Genomic DNA, 20295 nt, shown 5'->3' on the forward strand with positions numbered 1-20295 from the left:
TACCCCCGTGTCAGAGCGATTCGCTCTACTTCTCGCTGTCGATAAGTTCTTGCAATTGAACGTTTGCCGACTCCGCAGCAACCCCAACATCTTCGCCGATGAGTCCCTTCACTACGATGCTGCCGATAATGTCCCGTGCTTCCTTCACGTGAATGACTTTTGGACGATCATAGCTCATTCCGATCGGGATGGATTCATTGATCACCGGAATCAGCTCCTCCGGAAAGCCGGAGATGCCTTCCTTGTCATGCCACAGCGAGCTCCGGGCTCCCGGGTTACCAATCCTCTGGGCTTGCAGCACCATGTCCCGGCCCGAGGCCCACTCGATGAAAGCCCAGGCCGCATCCTTGCGGGCCGATTTCGCATTGATCGCGATGCCCCAAGCGGTAGTGCTGTAGGGCTTGCGGCCGGCATCGCCTGCCGGAAACAGCGCATACCCAATCTTCTCCTTCGCCAGTCCTGATTGCGTGAGCATGGGGTAGATCGCGCTGGCATCGGTGAAAAACGCCGCCTTTCCTTGAGCGAATAACTCCGCGGACTGAGTCCAACTGTAGTTCAGCACATCCGGTGGACCATATTTTCCGAGGAGCCTTACATACCGTTCAATACCCTTGACCGCTTCCTTTGAGTTCAGTACCGCCTGATCCTCATTCGTAAAATTTCCGCCTTCGGAGTATACGAAGGACGAGAGCTGGGTGACGAGAGCGCTTCGCTGCCCTCTTGCAACAAAACCGTAGACGCCACGCTCGGGATCGTGCACCTGCTTGACCGCCCCTTCCAGCTCGTCCAAAGTCTGCGGCACTTCGATTTCTTTTTTCTCCAGCAAATCCTTGCGATAAAATAGAATCTGCTGCTCGGTTGAAAGCGGGACGGCAAGCAGCTTTCCGTTCACCGTTACCGATTCCAGCGCCGTTGACGAAAAATCGGCAAAGTCGTAACGTGGATCCGATTCGGCATACGATTCCAAGGGCGTTAGCCAGCCATTGTTCTCATACAAACTCAGCTCTTCCAAAGGCCGGATCATGAACACGTCGGGACTTTCGCTACCTACGGTCATCTGAACGAACATCTTTTGGCTGAGCTGCTCATTGGTCAACGCTTGAAAATCAACCTTGATGCCCGTCTCCTTCTCGAATTCGGGAAGATGGGCGCGAAGGATATCCGCAACTGGGTTTTTGGCCATATATGCGGTAATCCGCACGTTGTCAAACGGTCGTTCCGATTCGGACATGCTGCTGTCAGCTCCGTTCCTCCCCGCCATGCATCCAGCTGCCGACACCATCATGACGACAATCCATAACACCCTACAGAAACGTCCTGCAGCCTTCATAACTCCCCCTCCTGTTCAGTCGGTCATAAATCGATATTAAAGCGTTTACAATGAAGAAGACACTGAAAAAATTTAACATATGGTACACATATTTAGCATCAAGTATAGTCCTGATTCTCATACGGCTTTTCGGCAGACGAAATACCCCTATTTATCAAAGACTTTATTTAAACAAAAAAGCCGCTGATCACACTCCAAATCAGCGGCAAAGAAATTCACCTATTCTGCTTCCTCTTCATAAACAACAACGGTCTGACTTTCTGATTCCCACTTGACGGTTGCATTCAATGCCTCACTTATAAAGCGTACGGGTACATACGTATTGCCCTTGGTAACGGTAGCCGGAGCATCCAACGAGACCTTCTTGCCATTAACGGTTGCTGTTTTACTGCCGATGAGGAGTTGAATGCTCACCCCGTCCTTCGTGACGGTGATGGAACGCTTTTCAGGATCCCATATTACCTCTGCTTCCAAAGCCTCGGCAATAGCGCGAAAAGGAACATAGGTATTGCCTTTTTTGACAAAAGGCTCGGTGTCAGAAGCTTCGCCGTTCACATACAGCTGAACCCCATTCTTTTTACCTGCCTTTTTGTTGAGCTTATCCAAGGTTTTGTATAGATCCAGATTTTTAAAATTTGCTTGAATGGCTTCTTCTTGCAAATACACAGCGTCAGTTACGTTACCGTTTGTTTCAAGCATGCCCGCAGCCGCTTCTAACGCCTTGTCCTTTTCAATAATGGCTTCCAGCTGTTGTTGTTGCTCGTCCGTCAGCTTGGCCGCATATTCGGTAAGCAAAATATTCGCTAAAACGGCGCCTGCCGGTTTATCCTTAACATTTTGAATCGCATTTAGCAAACCTTTGTATCCTTGGTGCCCTTTGTTCTTGGCGTCCGCTTTATCGGTGGAGCTGTCGTTTGTGCTCTCTGTTTCTGAAGGTGCGGAATCATCCACTTGGTCTTCTTCTTTGCTGGTCGTAACCGATGCCTCGACTTCATCGATTTGATGCTCTTCATTTCGAGTTTCTTTTTCTTTAGGTCCTTTTGACGATGCCACGTTACTTGTCTTGCCAGGTGGGGTGTTACCCGGTTTGGCTGAGATCGTGCCTGCGGCGGTCGCAAACATCAGTGCCGCAATGGTGAGCAGGATGACTGTTTTTTTCATGATAATTCCTCCTGAATGATCAAAAATATACGCACCTTCATTATCGGCAGAATAAATAGACTTCAATAGATATACGTTAAATTGAAGATTCGCAGTTAAAATGAAAAAGTCGCCCTAATGGCGACTTTTCTGCACTTATATCATATTGTCATTTGCATTCATATTTATAATAATTTTGTACATGCACTGCCTCAAATCCAACCGACTCATATAATCTCAAAGCATGGTCGTTTCTCGTTTCGACTTCTAAGTGTACCGTATAACCGGCAGAGCTTTGCTCTTTAATGACTTGGCGAAGCGCTTTTCTGCCTATGCCTCTGCCCTGATATTCCGGCAAAATGGAGAAACCATAAATCCACGCCTGCCCCTCTTCACGGCTCACCCGAAGTTTTCCAACCGTTTCTTCGTTCACGTCAATCATGAGCATATCCACATGATCCGCAAAACGGTGGTTTTCCATCGCTCTGGCGTCATCCTCGTCCAATCCGAACGCCGTTACGGATAAATGAACGCTCATTTCGAAATCCTCTTCAGTTGCCTGTCTCAGAAGAATATCGTCCGTGTCCTCCAGAGGTGTATGCCGCCATTCCATTTGATGCTCCGAGAATGCATATTCAGCACCTTGTTTATTCAAAAAGAATACTGCCGCATCGGATCCCGCAGGCGCGTTCAGCAAGATTTTCTTGTATCCATTTGATTTTACATATTCCATTGCCAGGTGAAACAACCGCCCAAAATGTCCTTTTCGACGTTCACTTGGCTTTACCATGCCGCATACCTCGACAGTAGAACCAAACGCATACAGACCTAAAAATGCTATAAGTTCGCCATTCTCATTATAATGAAAATAATCGAACGGCTCCGTTTTGCGTTCTCTAAGCATGTCCCAGTTAAGCTTCAGTTGTACATGATCATGAATTTCACACTCTTTTTGCAATTGTTCAATCTCTTGTAGTTGCTGTGTCGTTAACATATTTCCTCCTTTCACCTGTCGCATCAATAAACTCAGTTATATATATTCGAACACTAGCCGGGAGACAACATATTTGTCTGCTGAGTTCTACTTTATCATACTTACATGATGAGGGGGCGTTGACACCCACAGAAAAAAGAACTTGTGGCTAAATGCCAACAAGTCCTTCTTTTATTCAACACTCGTTAATCCACGCCTTTTTATTTTACCTCGATGGCGCGCCAAATCACGGTAATCGCTTCAGCACGGCTAGCATGAGATTGGGGTTTCAACATGTTGTTGGGATAACCCTTCATGATTCCATAATCTACTGCAATCATCATCGCTTTCCGTGCCCAAGGTCAATGTGTAATTCGCCGACAGATCCATTGCCATCAGTTGCAGCTGATGCGAGTTCCCAATGGCGGCCGCCCATTCGGAGCGAAGGAATGTTGATAAAACCCGAAATTCGGGTTTTTGTCAACGGGTTAAGTGCGCTGTGTTGGCAAAATCGATTAATGTAAAACGACCATTACAACACCTGATATGAGTTATAGAACATTCTGGGACCAGATTACTTTGTGAAATGATAAAGTTCGGGTGTTTATGGTTCAACTCTTCCTCGGTAAACTCGTTTACCATAAAGTCTGTGATCAAACCGCCATGAGTCACAATAACAATGGTTTCGTATGGATGTTGATGGGACAGCTCTAATAAGCAGGAAGTCAACCGCTCACCGGCTCTTTTTGCGGAATCTCCAACTGGAGGCATATAGTCTCGTTCCTTGGTGCAGCGATTCCACATCTCAACAAACTCCTCAAACGTTTGACCAGGCGAGTCTCCCCAATTCGCACGTTCCCGTAAGCGACTGTCCTCTGATACGGTTATATGAATTGCTTCAGCCACAATCTGAGCGGTCTGCGTTGCTCTATTCAGCGGGCTGCTAATCATTTTTTCAATGGACATTTTACTAAAATGTTTTGCCGTTTTACGAGCCTGCTTTATTCCTTTGGGTGAAATGGAAACATCTCCAACTCGCTTTTCTTTCTCAGCATGTCTGACAAGGAAAAACTCTGTGCTCATATCTTCATTCCTTTCATACATCCATCAATTAGATAATCGTTAAATTAAACGAATATCTAATTAGATATTACATCGTTTTGGATTATATGGAAAGACACAACGCCGCAGTTAACGGATAATAAACAAAAAAAACCGCCAAATTGGCGGCTCGGCCTTGCTGCATGTGTTTTTGTTATTGACTTTGATTCGTTTCGTTTGGCCAGATCTCAGCTGCTTGTTTACGTCCATGCTAACGCATTCTGTGCAGCTTGTTCTCCATCATATTATAGAGTCATGGCGTGTCCATACTTCGCCAGGAACGCTTCCTTCGCTTTGTAATCCTTCATTACGCTGCCAACAAGTCGCCAGAAAGAGCGATCATGATTCATGTGAATGAGATGGCAGAGCTCATGAATGACCACATAGTCAATGACCTCACGGGGCGCCATCGCAAGACGGTAATTGAAGGTGAGATGTTTGGAAGAGCTGCAGCTGCCCCACTTCGTTCGCGACTCCTCAATGGTGAAGGATTTAGGCGAGACTTTCAGCTGCTTCTGATAGATCTTAATCCTCTCCCCGATCACCTTCTTGCAGCTGGCAAAGTAGAACTTCTTCAGCTCATGTTGGAGCGCATCTTCCGTCAGCCCATGGGTCTCAATTAACTCATCAAGCGAATAATATTGGCCAAGATGCAGAAACTTGCCACTCTCTTCGTATGCTTTCACCTTCGGAGCATTTCGAGCGGACTCAATCGCTTGCAGTTGTTTCAAAATTTTATCCCCATACTGCCTTACGGCCTTTATCACGACATCATCACCTGTATGATTCGGCGCCTTCACCGTAACCAGACCTGAAGGATCGATATGGATGGACATCTTTTGGCGGGGGCCGTATTCTACATGACATTCTATTTGTTGTTGTCCTAGTTCAATTTTCATATATTCAGCTTCGTTTCTATAAGGATGTATCTCCATTGTATCAGAATAGAACCGAATCCTCCTCTATTGGGTGGTAGGATTTACGGAAAATTCCGCTGGAGAAAATCGATCTGATCGGATATGATCCGCTCCATTCAAGATATGGGATAGTGTTGCGGTTGGTTTCCGGCCTATGATCAGCTGCTGCCCATCCGTATACCCCTCCTCACGTCCATCGAGCTCTTGTATGAGCACAGAGCGCCAATATCTGATGCGATCTTGACGATCTTCATCCGCAATCGCATTATGCAGTTCTAGCGGATCAAGAACCAGGTCAAAAAATTGCTCCTCACCCGTCTGGGAGAACCAAATGTACTTTTCCTTCCCATCGGTCACCCAGTGATTGGACTGCACCCCTTGTGCATGCTCGCCATGCAGATGATGACGCCAAGTCTGAGTGCTTAGCCCTTCTTCCTTTCCTGCTGAGGCAAGTCTCCAGATACTTTCTCCTTCGACCGTATCCGGTATAGGCACGCCAGCCGCCTCCAGCAGCGAAGGCATAATATCCCGCATTTCCACCACTTGATCCGCCACCATGCCGCGCTGCAAGCCTAATCGGTTGCCCGGATCGTTGACGATAAACGGCACATGGGTGCTTCCTTCATACGGAAGAGACTTCCGGAATAAATGGTGGTCTCCAAGCAGCTCACCATGGTCCGATGTAAACAGAATCACGGTATTCTGCAGCTCGCCATATTCATTCAACGATTGCAAGAAGCGGCCAATTTGGTGATCAAGATGCGTAATGAGGGCGTAATAGGCAGCCATCGCTTTACGCAAGCGGCGTTTCGGTACCAGTCCCCGCCCTGTGATAGGGGAGTACCCTTCCAGATTGGGGTCCTCCGTCTGCGCCCAATCACCAACCGGCGGCTCCGGAATATCGGCATCCTCATACAGATCCAGATACGCCTGTGGGGGATCGAACGGTGGATGGGGCCTGACGAAAGACATCCACAGGAAGAATGGCTTTCCGGGATCCCTGCGACGCAGAAAATCAATAGACTGTGTTACCACCCAATTCGTCGGATGCTGCATTTCTGCCAAATGCCAAGGACGGGCGACGGTCGATGCGTTGCAATCCAAACCGAGATCAAGCATATCCGCGCCGGGCACTCTCTCACGAAGCCATGGCAAATAATCATCGACTTGATCGTAATGCTCCTGCATCGGAATGCTGTGGTAATTACGGTTGTGATGCAGATAACCGTCGTGGAGCATGACATTGTGGAACCCCATCAGATTTCGTGCGGGGTAGACGTGCATTTTTCCGATACACTGTGTATGATAACCGGCACCGGCCAGTTCCCCCGGCAGCGTTCTCTTGTACTCCCATGGCACACAGTCCTGGTAGCCGACCCGGCCATGTGCCCGCTGTGATTGCCCGGTGAATATGGCTGCCCTTGCAGGCACACAGGTCGGTGTGGCTGAATATGCACGGCTAAACCGCACACCAGTCCTCGCAAGCTCGTCCAGATTAGGCGTCTCGACGACAGGATGACCCGCTATGCTGAGACAATCAAAGCGCATCTGATCGACTGTAATGAGCAGAACATTCGGCCTTCCCAGATTTTGACTCGATTTCATCACTTTTCCCCCTTCAACTACACCCCGCGCTTTCTTGGTTTTGGTCAACTCCACTTTATCGGGACGGCACCCACTGACTAATAACGCATTGCAGTTTCCCATCAACGAGATGATCTATTGAAAGTATTCGTCCGAATTCATTCAATTCCTTTTATTAAATTCCTATGTCCCTGTTGAAGAAATTGTTGATGAGGATCACCTTATAAGTGAAAAAGAGCCGCAATTTTGCGGCTCCTTTCATTTTGATGCTGGCAAACTGCTCCAAAATCCATTGAAACTATCGCATCTTATTGCGGCGTACTGGGGGCGTCCGATTATCTTCATAGTTCGCGGGCTGCCCTGCTTAGTTCCTGAGGCACCTCATTAGCATGCATTGCTAGACAAGCTTTCGATCAGATGCATGGCTTACGTTACTATTCTTCAACCCGTGACTCTCGGCTTTGTCGGATCGCAGTTCGGATTCTGTATTTCACCCAGGGCAGCCAACTTGGACAAATAGTAGCACTCTTCACGATACATATGATCTGGCATCAGCGGATTAATCCGGTCCAGCACCTCCCCGCGCAGTTCAAATTCTTCGAGTTCTGCCAAAAAGTGCATGAACACCCTCATTTCCAGATCTATATCAGCGTGGAATTTACGCATAGCAGGAAAATCCTTTAAATGGGTCCTTAAATAACCCGTCATTTCTACCGCCTTTAGATAAAAGCCTTCAAAATCTTTTTGAAACGCCATGCTTTTTGCAATTAACGGCTTTTCAGCAAAATCAAGATCGGCCGCCAGGCTTGCTGCATGACCAAATGCATCCTGGAGCCAAACCATATCATAGTGCAAGGGATGAAACAGAGGTACACCCTTACCTTCTTGTAACGCCTGTAATATCCGCAGGTATTCCTCCAATTCATTTACCATATGATTGACAAAGGAAGGTGTCAGAAGAAAATCAATTTTGCCTGCAAGCTGTCGTTCCAGCAATTTCAGCTTGAACTCGCGCAGTTCATAAGTGGCTTTATAGGCATCCTTCGTCAGTTTCTCGATGAATGTGGAGGCATCGGGTCGCCGCGACTCCCCAAGCAGCATATCAAATCTAGCCATTAAGGACTCTGCTGTAGCGATATCCCCTTTTTCCTTGGGGGAAAGTGCGGTAAAAATAAAACGACAGTGGTCGCCAAGAATCTGTAGCCAAAACCGGTGCTCATACAAGGGATCACTCATTGATCTTGCCCCTCCCAATAGCGTTATTCTCAGAAAATATATGCTGCTGACAGCGGAGTAGAACGCGGAAGGGATAATCAAACCATAATCGCGGCTCGAGCATCATTGACGACAAAATACGGGATTGAACGTTTCAGTTGTTTGTGTCTAGCGCCACTTTACGACTGCATTTCGTTTTCGATCCGTTTCATAAAGTCTTCAGCCGCGCTGTATCCGAGTTGTTTCAGATACCAATTGTTGGCCGCCGCCTCGATCAGACTGGCGACGTCGCGTCCCGGCTGAAGTTGAACCTCGATATGCGGAATTTGAATGCCTAAATACTCTGTAAACTGAGGCACCGCCTCCAGCTCGTTGTTTAGGGAATTTTCACGCCAAGGCGACAGCTCAATATCGAGCACGATTCGCGTTTCGTCCTGAAATGCCGTGCGCCCGTATTGACGAACGACATTGATCAGACCGATGCTTCGCAGCGCCAGAAACTCGCGGGTCGTCTCATTGTGTGTGCCAAGAAGAGTCGAAGGCCCCAGCTTTTTAAGCACAACTATATCGTCTGCCACAAACCGGTGACCTCGTCTGATCAAGGTGTGAGCTGTCTCGCTTTTGCCAATCCCGGATTTACCCCGAAGCAGGATTCCTATGCCCGATACATTCACACATACTGCATGGATTGACATCTCCGGTGCCAATGTCTTCACCAAATAACTGTCCAACTTGGCGATAAATTCCGTAGTCGTCTCTGTTGTCCGCAATAACGGTATGCCCTCTTGGTTACAGAAAAGGGTCAGATAAGGAATCTCTTGCTGTCCTGACGTGACAATAAAGCACGGCGGATGATATTTGACGATATTCCCGATATGTAACTTGCGTTCTTCTATGGTAAGCGTCAGTAAATAGTTGATTTCCTTGCGACCGAGCACCTGCACGCGCTCCATAGGAAAAAAATCGAAATACCCGACAAACTCCAGCCCCGGCCTGTGCGTCTGTGGACGAGTAATCATACGATCCATGCGATTGGCTCCTGCCAATACTTCCAAATGGAAAATTTCCGTAATACTTTGAACGGTGATCGACTTCATGTTGTTCTCCTCCTGCGATTGCAGTATGTATTCGGATATATTCAACGAACAACAAGTACTTTCCTGCCTATTTGCTTCCATACTATGAGACAGCGTCAATCTTCCCAGATCATCATCGATCAATAGCAGCTACGACTGTCTATATTCATGCGCCGTTAGTGATACATAAAAATACGAAAAGCCGCCTATTTGGCGACTCTTGTGAGTATATCATGTGATCCTTATCGTAGGCTTGCAGGGCATCATCTACAACAACTCAAAGGTAAGGTCAGGTGTGTCCTCTACCCCTACCTTCACAGGCTCTATGGATTGTCCACCATATCCCATTTCCAGCACGGCAACGATCCGTTCACCATCATGAACACCAAATCGACGGGTGCATGCTCTATCATAAATCCAGTCATTCATCGTCATTCGTACATGGAGCATGCGATCCTGAGCAAGCAGACGGAAATTTTGCATGAGGCAGCTTGCCGCTGCGTAATCCTCTTCTCTTTTATGCGGATCCTGATCTTCCTTAATGACCAATATCAGATACGCCGGAGCCTGATCCTGTAAATTAGATAGCACGTTTGTGTTGTCAGAACCGATAAATATAAACCGCCAAGGTTCCCGCATTCCGTCATTAGGAGCCCATACAGCAACATTCAACAATTCCAAAATATGATTCTCGGAAACGGGTCTAGCGCTATAACTCATCCAATGCCCCCTCCTCCGCTCGTTAATATCGTCCATTTCTTTTCTGCTTGTGTTCGTGCTCTGCCTCTTGGAGCCTTATCGAAATAACCCAGATGAAAAATACCAACCAGTCTCTCATTGGGCTGCAGTTTCAACAGATCGAATAATTCCTTGCTCTGCATCATCGGTTCGGTGTCCCACAATGTACCGAGCCGACGCTGCCAGGCAAGAAGCTGAAAATTTTGCATGATCCCGCAGACCGCTGCATAATTCATGTCACTTTTCCTTCTGTCCGCATCAGTAGAGGCAATAATAATGAGGTGGCCAGGTATATCGGTGACCCTCTTCCGAACGAAATCCCGAACCTTCTCCGGCAGCCATTTGACCAGCCTGTTCTTCACCAAGGGTTCCAGCATACTGGAAGCCAAACGTTCCTTCGCATCCGCCGTCCCCGCATAAACGCTTCGGAAGGCCACTTCCTCTCTGGAAGGGTAAAGCTGCCGTGCAGCGTAGAGTAAATCTATCACCAGCTCCTGGTCCACGGGGATGGAGTTAAACTTGCGGATGCTTCTTCGTTCTCTGATCGTCTTCATGAAATTCATGTTTTCACTCCCCAGCCATTGTACGCTTGAATCCCCCTCCAACTCTCCTCAAGGATCGCAACAGCGAACATATTCTTAATGATAAAAGTCAGCCAAATCTCCAAATAACCGCTTAATGAAGTCAAGCTCGGAATCGCTATATCTTTCCAAAAACTCGTTCATCCTCTCCTGCTCCTTGATATGGAACTCATCATGGATGGCAAAAAGCCTTTTTCCGGCCGCTGTTAACCGAAAGTACACTTCTTTTTTGTTATCATTGAGCTGGGCTTTGCGCACCCACCCCGCCTTCAATAATTTATTGGTTATCTTCGAGGTGTTCCCTTTGCTTAAGTTCATGGTCTCGGCAATGGAAGTGACATTAATCGGTTCTTGCTCCCCAATACACGCGATCGTATGCAGTTCCGTTATGTTTAAGGTGGATTCTATCTCTATTATTTTCCGGAGTTCTTCGATAAAAGAGCTGCTTAACCGGTTCTCATATTGTTCTTTTTGTTGCAGAAATTGAATGAAATTTTCATGGATAGCGTTTTTTATCATTTTGTTCGTACTCATGATTATGCAAGCTCCTCGACTCATTGTTTTTTTCATTATAACCAAAGTTCGTTTCGCAAGAAACAATATGAGTATACAATAGAAGTTACACCCCGGAAAGAAAAGATATTTTTAGTCATCCAGCCATACTACGCCTCCTTCACTTTGGATTATTGTTTCACGAGAATAAATATAAACCCATAAATTAAGGTTGTATTCAAATGAACTATCCAAATATTCATTCATTGGAAACAATTTAATATTAAGGTTATTTTGATTCGGTGTCAATTCCACCCATTCTCCATAACTGCTTGAAACGCAACCGTATCTTTGCCTGCAGCTCAGTTTATCCCTTATGCTTCCAATGAAGAAAAAAAGGCAGCTGCGCGGTCGCAGCTGCCTTTTGATTTGCAGAAATGGACTATTTGCTTGTTTTCAACGAGAGCGCAGGTCTCGTTAAGGAATACACGGCGCAAATTAGCGACACCATGACGATTCCTCCGCCTACCCAAGACGTACTCGCTACGGTACCTCCCTGCTCTAACACAAGGCCACCGATAGCAGATCCTAGTGCAATACCGATTTGCAGCGCGGAATTGTTAAAACTCTGCTGGATATCGGACGAGCCCGGATCCACTTGAATCAAATAATTCTGCAGCGGAGGAGCCAGACTCCAGCTTAATGCACCCCATACCATCATCACGACTAAAAATACGCCGATTGAGAATGTAGAGAACGGGAGTAGAAACAGCACCAGCATGAATGACGTAATGATGATTACAATGCTCTTGTTCGAGCCCAGCCGGTCGGCGAGGGCGCCTCCAAACGCCCCACCGCCGACTGCGGATAGTCCGAACAGGAAGTAACAGATGCTGATCCAGTATGGACTCAGCCCAAGCTCCGATTCAAGAAACGGCGTGAAGTATGCATAAATGGTGTAGTGCCCTGCAAGCATGAACAAGGTGGCGAGATGCGCTCCAGCGATTTTCGATTTGCCGAGCGCCTTGAGCTGAACGGATAACGGTGGCTTGATCCGATCCAGGAACATATAGATCAAGATCATGGAGCCAATCGACAGAATGCCGATACCGAGGAATAATATCCTCCATCCAAAAGCTTCACTGATCAAAATGCCGAGCGGTACGCCAAGCACCAATGACGAGCTGATCCCCATATAAATCACGCCTAATGCTTTCGCCCGATGTGCAGGCTCAACCACCTTGGCGGTAATGGTCAACGATAACACGATAATCAGCGCTGTGCTCATGGCGGTTAATATTCTGGCAGCCATTAACAGCGGAAAACTTGGACTTAGATAAGCCAGCAAGTTACCGATGAAGAAAACGAATAAAGAAATCATATAGAGCCGTTTCCGCTCCACTCTTGCCGTCAGCGCAAGGAGAACCGGTCCAGCTACGGCATAGACCAGGGCGAACACGGTAATGAGCTGACCAGCCGCACCGAGTGAAATATGCAAGTCGTCCGCGATAAGCGGGAGTATTCCGCCAACAATAAGTTCAACCAGCCCGACGGATATCGTTGATATCGCTAGAATTAATACTTTTAGATTCATCTGGAATGGAATCCCCTTTCTTCGATGTCATATTTGCTTATAAACAACAAAAAATCCTGATTACAAAAAATGAGAAACATTTTCTGTAATCAGGATTTTACGGTTCCTGGTAGAGACCCTCAGACCATATTAATGAGGTTATACATGTAAATATGTTTATTCAGTTGCACAACAATCGTTGATTAATTTATCACATCCGTTACGAAATATCAAGATGCCAGGCAGGATTCCAGCAAATCTCCCATAAGTGCCCGTCCGGATCGAGAAAGTGGCCGGAGTAGCCCCCCCAGAATGTGTCTTGTGCCGGCACGGTTACCGTCGCACCCGCCCTGCTGGCTTGCTCCATCACCTCATCCACTTCTTCCTTGCTGCCGACGTTGTGACCGATGGTAAACTCCGAGGAACTCGGAGGAGATAGAGGAACATTCGCCTCAACTGACAGATCCTTGCGATTCCATATCGCCAGTTTCACACCTGCTTGCAAGTCAAAAAATGCTACAGCCCCATGTTCAAATTCCGTACCAATAATCCCTTCGGTCGATAGGCCGAGTCCATCACGGTAAAACTTCAATGACCGCTCCAGGTCATCAACGCCGATTGTAAGAACGGATATACGTGCCTTCATAATCGCATTACCTCCTATGCATCATCATCGTTACCTCTTTTACATTTTCGCCGATGGCTCTATCAAAAGATTGTAAAAAACGGACAACGTGCGCCTACACGGCGAGAGTTCCATCATCGATCACTTCAAAGCCTGTTTTGGTGACATGCCATATAAACGCCTGAAGTTGTTAATAAAATGAGGTTGATCATAGTACCCGTAGCGGGCAGCGATATCAGTAAACCTTGTCGGCTTGGCCTGATGCAATTCCTGCAGCATGTTTTGAAAACGAATAATCTCCGTCATGACCTTCGGGCTGACGCCCAATTCCTTCTGAAATGTTCTTCTTATGTTTCTCTCACTATAATTAAGTTTTTCCGCCATGGCGCGAACCGTAATTCTCCCTTTAGCAGCGTACAGATACTGCATGCTGTTCTCTAGCAGCGGCTCGGAACGGACGTTGCTCCGGCCTAAGACGCCCATTAAGAATCTTTCAACCAATTCCATTCGGTGAGCGGAATCCAGAGCCGCGACCATTTCCTCGTTCAGCTGATTCACTTCCAGCCCCCATGCTTCCTCCAAGAATACAGGACCCTCACGGAAATCGGAAGCTGGATAATGTATGAATGGGCGGACGGTTTCCGCAAAAAAACGAATACCGAACAGTGACTGATCCTGCGTGAGTCTCATGGCTTCGTAAGATGACATCAGTCCGGTAATGAAGCCGGAGGTTGAAGCATCCCGTGCCTTCAGATTAAATATAATATCGACGCAACCGTCAGGAAGAATGCGATGAAGCGGCTGCTGAAGAGACGAAGCTTGATAATCCAAGGTCCAATAACAGGCCACATAAGGTGTTAATGGCGGGCTTGGCAGATATTCTTGATAAGCATAAGAAGAATCCGAAGCAGGCTTCTCTATCGTTGGTGCTTGTATAGGGACATAGTTCCGCAAGTGTGCTCACCCTTATTTACATTGGATATGCAAATGACTCGAACGAACAATTCAATTATAGCAACTAGATTAATGCTCCCTGCTTGTATCAGTAGGTTCATAACATGGCCGTCACGCGTCGTAATGTAAAGCTTCCAATCCAATCCCCCGTTACTCCGCTCCCGTCTTTCATGACAAAGGTTCGGATGCCCTCGGTGCCGGAGACTTACTCCCCTGAATAAACGTTCCTATTCGCAACGCCGCTTCGCGCAGGGCCGCCTCTTCCTGAACTAACGCGATTCGCACGTAGCCTTCTCCTTCGGAGCCGAAAGCATCTCCAGGAATAACCGCAACGCCGGTTTCCAGCAGTAATTCGCGGGCGAAACGGCGCGAGCTCCATTGAAGATCACGAAATGCTTCAGGAATCCGTGCCCATAGGAACATCGTGGCCTGTGGCTTAGGAACAACCCATCCCGCTTCGGCAAGTGATGCCACGAGGACATCACGCCGTTGTTCATATAGCGAAGCGACACCCTGTCCCTCATCGGCAGATGCCATAGCTTGACGCAGTGCATGGACAGCCGCAATCTGTACAGGCTTGAATACGCCGAAATCAATGTTGCTTTTGTACTCCCGCAGCGCGCTCACTGCTTCCTCATGACCGGCAAGAAAACCGATTCGACACCCTGCCATGTTAAAGCTCTTGGAGAAGGAGTGGAATTCTACCGCGATGTCGATGGCACCGGGGACCTGCAGAATACTCATGGGGCGGTAGCCGTCAAAACCCATTTCAGAATAGGCAAGGTCATGGACGATCAGCACGTCCCATTTTTTCGCCAAACCAACCAACTTTTCAAAAAAAGCAAGATCTGCCCGGACCGCAATCGGATTCCCCGGAAAATTCAGCAGGATGAAGGTCGCTTTCGCCCAAATCTCTTCCGGAATGCTGTCCAGATCCGGCACGAATCCAAACTCCTCCTTCAGTGGAAGATACCATGGTGTTACGCCTGCAATCGCAAGCGCTCCCGCATAAATCGGATACCCCGGATTCGGCACAATGGCCACATCCCCCGGATTACATATGGCCTGAGCCAGATGCGACAGTCCATCCTGGGAGCCCATCAAAGCCAGGATTTCGGTATCCGGATTAACATTTACGCCAAATCGATGCTGCATCCAAGCCGCCGACTGCTCCCGGAACTCCATGGTTCCTCTTGTGCCTGGATATGTATAATTATCTGCTTTCAGCGCTTCTTGGCTCAGCACCCCACGGATATCCTCGGAAGGGCCACGGTCAGGGCTGCCGATGCTTAAGTCGATAATATGTCTTCCTGCTTGAAAAGCCTCTTGTTTCCACTCGCCGACCTCGGCAAATATGGAAGAACCGATCTGCGATAGTTTGTCCGCACGCCATGAGCGTTTGGAAGTTTGATTCGGCAAGATATCCACCCACTCCACTTTTTTTTCCTACATTATAGCATGAAGGTGGAGGAGCATCTCTGTGAAATCCTCATTTCAGGCTTGACTTGAAAAGCCTTTCATAACGTAAGATCGAAGCATACAAAAAGAGAAATCAGGAGAAGAGACAACCATGACCAGAACACGAGAGACCATCTTTATTATCGCCTTTACGTTTGCCGCCTTTGTACTAGGTACTACCGAATATGTCATTGTTGGATTGTTAAAAGACATTAGCGTAAGTCTCAGCATTTCGCTTGCCGCAGCCGGCGTCCTCGTATCCAGCTTCGCCATTGCATATGCCCTCGGAACGCCGTTTGCCGTTACGCTGCTCGGACGCATACCACGGCATGTTACCATTCTGACAGCGTATATAGCAGTGTTAGTGTTTAATTATTTGACCATCTTTGCCACTACGTACCCCGTCATGTTATTCATTCGCGTCATGACCGCGATGCTGTGCGGACTAACCTTATCGCTGGCGATTGCCGCGACCAGCGAGCATATGAGCGCTTCCCGCAGAGCCGGTGCGGTTGCCTGGATCATCGGAGGTTTCTCGATTGCCAATGTCCTTGGCGTTCCCGTCGGAACGCAGATCGGCCAGATGGCAGGATGGCAAACGGCTTTCATTGTTACATCATTGGTTGGGATCATCCCGCTAGCTTTGATGCTGGCCGTCATGCCTAAGAGCAATACGATTAGCGTAAGCTCCATGAAACAGCAGTTTGCCTTGTTCAAGAACAAGCGAATACGACTTGCCTTCTTCATTCCAGTCCTTGGCGTAGGCTCCGTTTTTATTGTATACACGTACATAACGCCGCTATTGGAAAATGTGATGGGAATTCCGCAGCAATGGATCAGCACTGTTCTGCTCGCTTACGGCGCTTTCACGATTCTTAGCAATTGGCTCGGGGCCAAGGTAGCACAAGGCAATTCAAGGGTTAAATTGAAAGTGATTTTCACCATCCAAGCGATGATTATGATGGCTCTTGCCCTTACCCTATCACTCCCCTGGATGGCCTTAGTGTCGTTAATGCTGGTCGCCTGCTTTTCCTTTGCGCTCAGTACCGCTGTTCAGCTATACCTGATTGACCTGGCGGATGAATCTTCCCCCGGCTCCAAGGACTTCGCTTCCACGCTCATGCCGGTTGCATCCAATTTGGGTATCGCCATCGGTTCCCTGCTGGGAAGCCTTGTCGTGGATAACGTCGGTCTTGAATACCTGCCTTGGGCTGCAGTAGTGTTCGCCATCGGAGCATTTGCCGTTACTTCCCGCTGCCATCAGCTGGATCAAGAACAACTGGACTTAACGCTGCTGACATCAGCTAAAGCATCATAGATCGCTATTCTTCAATCCTTCTCATTTTCTGGTGAGAGGGATTTTTGGGTACCGGCCGGAAATCGGTCACTCACGTATGAACAGATATCATTTCGGAGGAATCCCACAGTAATTAAGAACAGATACCTTATCGGAAGAATGACACAGTAATGAGAACAGACACCTTTTCGGAAAAATGCCACAGTAATTAAGAACAGTAACCTTATCGGAAGAATGTCACAGTGATGAGAACAGATACCTTATCGGAGAATGTCACAGTAATAAGAACAGTAACTTCATCGGAAGAATGTCACAGTAATTAAGAACAGTAACCTTATCGGAAGAATGTCACAGTAATTAAGAACAGTAACCTTATCGGAAGAATGTCACAGTAATAAGAACAGTAACCTTATCGGAAGAATGTCACAGTAATTAAGAACAGATATCTTATCGGAAGAATGTCACAGTAATTAAGAACAGTAACCTTTATCGGAAGAATGTCACAGTAATTAAGAACAGTAACCTTATCGGAAGAATGTCACAGTAATTAAGAACAGTAACCTTATCGGAAGAATGTCACAGTGATGAGAACAGATACCGTATCGGAAGAATGTCACAGTAATTAAGAACAGTACCTTATCGGAAGAATGTCACAGTAATGAGAACAGATACCGTATCGGAAGAATGTCACAGTAATGAGAACAGATACCGTATCGGAAGAATGTCACAGTGATGAGAACAGATACCGTATCGGAAGAATGTCACAGTAATTAAGAACAGTAACCTTATCGGAAGAATGTCACAGTAATAACGTTTTGTTTCAACGGAAAACTAATGAGAAGAAAGGAGGAACATTCAAAAAGCTTACCTGTTATGTTACGGCGTAAGTTTTTGCCTACCTCTTCTGCCTTCTGTCCGCATGTGTCACAAAAAGGCCGAGCCCCGCGTTCAACAAACAGTAATTAAGCTCAGCAGCGATTAGCCGCGTTCAGCCCCCTCGTTAGGATACGGCTACCCGGCATTGTTAACATCCACCGAGTTACGATATTTGAGGACACTGATTCCGCTATTTCCTTGTTTCTACCCATTTCACAACAATATGCGGTCAAGAGATCCGCTATTGCGAGATTTTTGGGGATTAGTCCGTCATTATGGTGCAATAGCGGATCCTGTGTCCGCATAAACTCCATAATCGGCCGATTTCAGTGAAATAACGGATCTTCTGTCCTCCCGGACTCCATATCGAGCGAATTTCAGCACATAGCGGGTCCTCTTCTCTCCACATGTGCCCAAAAATAGACCGATTTCCCCGTGAACAACTGTTATTCAATTCAGCGCGAATACAGATCCTCATTTCGGTAACGCCATTCGGTATCGTTAACATCCATTGAGTTGCGATATTTGAGGACACTGGTTCCGCTATTTCCTTGTTTTTTACCCATTTCACAACAATTTGCGGACAAGAGATCCGCTATTGTGAGATTTTTGAGGGATTAGTCCGTGATTATGGTGTAATAGCGGATCCTGTGTCCGCGTAAACTCCATTATCGGCCGATTTCCGCGAAATAACGGACCCTCTGTCCTCTTGATCCCCATTATGGGCGAATTCCGGTATATATAGCGTGACCTCTTCTCTCCATATGTGCCTAGAACATGCCGATTTCGGCATAATATCGATCCTCTAGCCTCATGATTCCCTTATAAGCGAATCGCAGCATGTGACGGATTCTCTTCTGCCTTCTGTCCGTATGTGTCACAAAAAGGCCGAGCCCCGCGTTCAACTATAATTCAGCTCAGCCGCGATTAGCCGCGTACAGACCCCACGTTAGGATACCGCCACCCGGTATCGTTAACATCCATTGAGTTGCGTTATTTTAGGACACTGGTTCCGCTATTTCCTTATTTCTACCCATTTCACAACAATATGCGGACAAGAGATCCGCTATTGCGAGATTTTTTTGGGATTAGTCCGTGATTATGGTGCAATAGCGGATCCTGTGTCCGCATAAACTCCATAATCGGCCGATTTCAGTGAAATAACGGATCCTCTGTCCTCTTGATCCCCATTATGGGCGAATTCCGGTATATGTAGCTTGACCTCTTCTCTCCATATGTTCCTAGAACATGCCGATTTCGGCATAATATCGATCCTCTGGCCTTTTGATCCCCTTTGGGCGAATCGCAGCATGTGACGGATTCTCTTCTGCCTTCTGTCCGCATGTGTCACAAAAAGGCCGAGCCCCGCGTTCAACTATAATTCAGCTCAGCAGCGATTAGCCGTGTACACACCCCTCATTACGATACCGCCACCCGGCATAGTTAACATCCATCGAGTTGCGATATTTGAGGACACTGGTTCCGCTATTTCCTTGTTTCTACCCATTTCACAACAATTTGCGGACAAGAGATCCGCTATTGTGAGATTTTTGAGGGATTAGTCCGTGATTATGGTGTAATAGCGGATCCTGTGTCCGCGTAAACTCCATTATCGGCCGATTTCCGCGAAATAACGGACCCTCTGTCCTCATGAACTCCATAATGTGCCGACTTTGGGCCCTCTGTCCTCCTCCACTCCATATCGATCGAATTTCAGCACATAGCGGGCCCCCTTCTGTCCACATGTGCCCAAAAATCGACCGATTCCTGCAATAACGGATCCTCTGTCCTCTTGATCTTCTTAATAGGCGCATATAGAATCGGCCCTCCACACGAACTCCATAACGAGCGAATCTCTGCATATAGCATAGCCTCTTCTCCCCGCATGTGCCCAAAATAGGCCGATTCCCGCCTATAGCGATTCTTCCCGCATCGTCCTACTGTTCAATGGATGCCCTGCTTAAGCAGCCATCTCCCGGCATGCTTTCGCACATCGAAAGCATGCTTCAGCACATTCCTGACAGTGCTTCATATCATGCTTCTTGCACTCGTTACCGCACGCTTCGCAGACATCGGCGCATATAGTGTTCGTGGACATCGCTTGAGCTGCAAACGCGCAAATATCCGCACACTGCCGATCCAAGCGAATGCACTCTTTCATCATCGCCACATCATGTTCATCCAAACATGCGGTGTAACAATGGTTACAGGCTACCATACAGCGCAAGCATTCCTCGATACATTGTTGAAATTGTTCATGTGACATCATACATTCTCCTTTCGGTTTTAGCGATCATAGGGATTACCTTTTTTCAAGGTTGTATGTAATTAACCAAAACTTGTGAAGATTATATGAGGATGTTGT

At 47.3% G+C, this 20295-nt stretch carries 17 protein-coding genes and 1 riboswitch; of the genes, 1 reads left to right on the plus strand and 16 read right to left on the minus strand.

Translation table 11 applies throughout. From position 1 onward, the window contains the following. Nucleotides 1-25 precede the first annotated feature (25 nt). The 15 genes from MKY82_RS18930 to MKY82_RS19000 form a co-directional block, all read right to left on the minus strand. On the minus strand, nt 26-1330 hold the full coding sequence (locus MKY82_RS18930) for a sugar ABC transporter substrate-binding protein (RefSeq protein WP_194543148.1): 1305 nt from the start codon (nt 1328-1330) through the stop codon (nt 26-28). 219 nt (nt 1331-1549) lie between these two features. Then, nucleotides 1550-2491 (minus strand): copper amine oxidase N-terminal domain-containing protein, encoded by a 942-nt coding sequence (locus tag MKY82_RS18935; RefSeq protein WP_339294101.1) that lies wholly within the window; start codon nt 2489-2491, stop codon nt 1550-1552. Between the two features lie 148 nt (nt 2492-2639). Further along, complete coding sequence (locus MKY82_RS18940; RefSeq protein ID WP_339294102.1) at nt 2640-3464, minus strand: GNAT family N-acetyltransferase; 825 nt, start codon at nt 3462-3464, stop codon at nt 2640-2642. Nucleotides 3465-3923: 459 nt separating this feature from the next. Continuing rightward, nucleotides 3924-4526 carry a histidine phosphatase family protein gene (locus MKY82_RS18945; protein ID WP_339294103.1) on the minus strand — a complete coding sequence of 201 codons (603 nt, stop codon included), beginning with the start codon at nt 4524-4526 and terminating at the stop codon, nt 3924-3926. A gap of 263 nt (nt 4527-4789) precedes the next feature. Further along, nucleotides 4790-5443 carry a SprT family zinc-dependent metalloprotease gene (locus tag MKY82_RS18950; RefSeq protein WP_339217855.1) on the minus strand — a complete coding sequence of 218 codons (654 nt, stop codon included), beginning with the start codon at nt 5441-5443 and terminating at the stop codon, nt 4790-4792. Nucleotides 5444-5506: 63 nt separating this feature from the next. After that, nucleotides 5507-7066, minus strand: coding sequence for an arylsulfatase (locus tag MKY82_RS18955; RefSeq protein WP_339294104.1), 1560 nt, complete (start codon nt 7064-7066; stop codon nt 5507-5509). A 420-nt stretch (nt 7067-7486) separates the two neighbouring features. After that, nucleotides 7487-8281 (minus strand): DUF2935 domain-containing protein, encoded by a 795-nt coding sequence (locus tag MKY82_RS18960; RefSeq protein ID WP_194543156.1) that lies wholly within the window; start codon nt 8279-8281, stop codon nt 7487-7489. Nucleotides 8282-8439: 158 nt separating this feature from the next. Beyond that, entirely contained in the window at nt 8440-9357 is a 918-nt protein-coding gene (hprK, locus tag MKY82_RS18965) for an HPr(Ser) kinase/phosphatase (RefSeq protein ID WP_071218491.1), read from the minus strand. Nucleotides 9358-9603: 246 nt separating this feature from the next. Next, complete coding sequence (locus MKY82_RS18970; RefSeq protein ID WP_220684907.1) at nt 9604-10056, minus strand: nitroreductase family protein; 453 nt, start codon at nt 10054-10056, stop codon at nt 9604-9606. Further along, nucleotides 10053-10637, minus strand: a complete 585-nt coding sequence (locus MKY82_RS18975) for a nitroreductase family protein (protein WP_339294105.1) — start codon at nt 10635-10637, stop codon at nt 10053-10055. Before MKY82_RS18975 ends, MKY82_RS18970 begins: the two co-directional genes overlap by 4 nt. A 75-nt stretch (nt 10638-10712) precedes the next feature. Further along, on the minus strand, nt 10713-11189 hold the full coding sequence (locus MKY82_RS18980) for a MarR family transcriptional regulator (protein ID WP_220684906.1): 477 nt from the start codon (nt 11187-11189) through the stop codon (nt 10713-10715). Nucleotides 11190-11589: 400 nt separating this feature from the next. After that, nucleotides 11590-12741, minus strand: a complete 1152-nt coding sequence (locus tag MKY82_RS18985; protein WP_339294106.1) for an MFS transporter — start codon at nt 12739-12741, stop codon at nt 11590-11592. Nucleotides 12742-12807: 66 nt separating this feature from the next. Further along, a riboswitch (purine riboswitch) is annotated at nt 12808-12907 on the minus strand. A gap of 33 nt (nt 12908-12940) precedes the next feature. Then, nucleotides 12941-13366 carry a VOC family protein gene (locus tag MKY82_RS18990; protein WP_194543159.1) on the minus strand — a complete coding sequence of 142 codons (426 nt, stop codon included), beginning with the start codon at nt 13364-13366 and terminating at the stop codon, nt 12941-12943. Nucleotides 13367-13486: 120 nt separating this feature from the next. After that, nucleotides 13487-14299: a helix-turn-helix transcriptional regulator gene (locus MKY82_RS18995; RefSeq protein WP_339217869.1), complete on the minus strand. Its 813-nt coding sequence runs from the start codon at nt 14297-14299 to the stop codon at nt 13487-13489. A 168-nt stretch (nt 14300-14467) separates the two neighbouring features. Next, nucleotides 14468-15736: an aminotransferase class I/II-fold pyridoxal phosphate-dependent enzyme gene (locus tag MKY82_RS19000; RefSeq protein WP_339294107.1), complete on the minus strand. Its 1269-nt coding sequence runs from the start codon at nt 15734-15736 to the stop codon at nt 14468-14470. A gap of 133 nt (nt 15737-15869) precedes the next feature. Here MKY82_RS19000 and MKY82_RS19005 point away from each other — a divergent pair, with 133 nt between their 5' ends. Continuing rightward, on the plus strand, nt 15870-17075 hold the full coding sequence (locus tag MKY82_RS19005) for an MFS transporter (protein WP_216532273.1): 1206 nt from the start codon (nt 15870-15872) through the stop codon (nt 17073-17075). 2815 nt (nt 17076-19890) lie between these two features. Here MKY82_RS19005 and MKY82_RS19010 read toward each other — a convergent pair. Next, nucleotides 19891-20196, minus strand: a complete 306-nt coding sequence (locus MKY82_RS19010; RefSeq protein WP_339296697.1) for a four-helix bundle copper-binding protein — start codon at nt 20194-20196, stop codon at nt 19891-19893. Nucleotides 20197-20295: the final 99 nt, after the last annotated feature.

This window comes from Paenibacillus sp. FSL W7-1279 (assembly GCF_037969845.1).
In the GTDB taxonomy this organism is placed as follows: domain Bacteria; phylum Bacillota; class Bacilli; order Paenibacillales; family Paenibacillaceae; genus Paenibacillus_AQ.

Excerpts from the sequence above, each read along its gene's own strand:
- MKY82_RS18930 (WP_194543148.1), bottom strand. The coding sequence starts at position 1,330 with ATGAAGGCTGCAGGACGTTTCTGTAGGGTGTTATGGATTGTCGTCATG.
- MKY82_RS18935 (WP_339294101.1), bottom strand. The coding sequence starts at position 2,491 with ATGAAAAAAACAGTCATCCTGCTCACCATTGCGGCACTGATGTTTGCG.
- MKY82_RS18940 (WP_339294102.1), bottom strand. The coding sequence starts at position 3,464 with ATGTTAACGACACAGCAACTACAAGAGATTGAACAATTGCAAAAAGAG.
- MKY82_RS18945 (WP_339294103.1), bottom strand. The coding sequence starts at position 4,526 with ATGAGCACAGAGTTTTTCCTTGTCAGACATGCTGAGAAAGAAAAGCGA.
- MKY82_RS18950 (WP_339217855.1), bottom strand. The coding sequence starts at position 5,443 with ATGAAAATTGAACTAGGACAACAACAAATAGAATGTCATGTAGAATAC.
- MKY82_RS18955 (WP_339294104.1), bottom strand. The coding sequence starts at position 7,066 with ATGAAATCGAGTCAAAATCTGGGAAGGCCGAATGTTCTGCTCATTACA.
- MKY82_RS18960 (WP_194543156.1), bottom strand. The coding sequence starts at position 8,281 with ATGAGTGATCCCTTGTATGAGCACCGGTTTTGGCTACAGATTCTTGGC.
- hprK (WP_071218491.1), bottom strand. The coding sequence starts at position 9,357 with ATGAAGTCGATCACCGTTCAAAGTATTACGGAAATTTTCCATTTGGAA.
- MKY82_RS18970 (WP_220684907.1), bottom strand. The coding sequence starts at position 10,056 with ATGAGTTATAGCGCTAGACCCGTTTCCGAGAATCATATTTTGGAATTG.
- MKY82_RS18975 (WP_339294105.1), bottom strand. The coding sequence starts at position 10,637 with ATGAATTTCATGAAGACGATCAGAGAACGAAGAAGCATCCGCAAGTTT.
- MKY82_RS18980 (WP_220684906.1), bottom strand. The coding sequence starts at position 11,189 with ATGAGTACGAACAAAATGATAAAAAACGCTATCCATGAAAATTTCATT.
- MKY82_RS18985 (WP_339294106.1), bottom strand. The coding sequence starts at position 12,741 with ATGAATCTAAAAGTATTAATTCTAGCGATATCAACGATATCCGTCGGG.
- MKY82_RS18990 (WP_194543159.1), bottom strand. The coding sequence starts at position 13,366 with ATGAAGGCACGTATATCCGTTCTTACAATCGGCGTTGATGACCTGGAG.
- MKY82_RS19005 (WP_216532273.1), top strand. The coding sequence starts at position 15,870 with ATGACCAGAACACGAGAGACCATCTTTATTATCGCCTTTACGTTTGCC.
- MKY82_RS19010 (WP_339296697.1), bottom strand. The coding sequence starts at position 20,196 with ATGTCACATGAACAATTTCAACAATGTATCGAGGAATGCTTGCGCTGT.